Genomic DNA, 240 nt, shown 5'->3' with positions numbered 1-240 from the left:
CCGCGTGCAGGCCGACCCGCGCGAGATCGAAGTCAATCTGGGGCGCTGAAAATGCTGGACGTAAGCACGAACGACCAATACTACGGCGGCGGCCACACCCTGCGCGGCGTGTCGCTGGCGGAGCGCCAAGGCGAATGCCTGGCGCTGCTGGGCCGCAAAGGCGTGGGCAAGACGACACTGCTCAAGAGCGTGATGGGCGTGCTGCCCGGGGCGCGCGGCGGGATCACGTTCGGCGGCGCC

General features: G+C 69.6%; 1 protein-coding gene. It reads left to right on the top strand.

Annotated elements, in window-relative coordinates:
• Positions 1–51 precede the first annotated feature (51 nt).
• Positions 52–240: ATP-binding cassette domain-containing protein (locus KVT32_RS31365; RefSeq protein ID WP_217619563.1), on the top strand; the 189-nt coding region annotated here is incomplete at its 3' end.

The organism is Achromobacter sp. GbtcB20, from assembly GCF_019091095.1.
GTDB classification, from domain to species: domain Bacteria; phylum Pseudomonadota; class Gammaproteobacteria; order Burkholderiales; family Burkholderiaceae_B; genus Achromobacter; species Achromobacter mucicolens.
The sequence above is the reverse complement of the archived record's forward strand: the minus strand, read 5'-3'. Positions and strand labels throughout refer to the sequence as shown.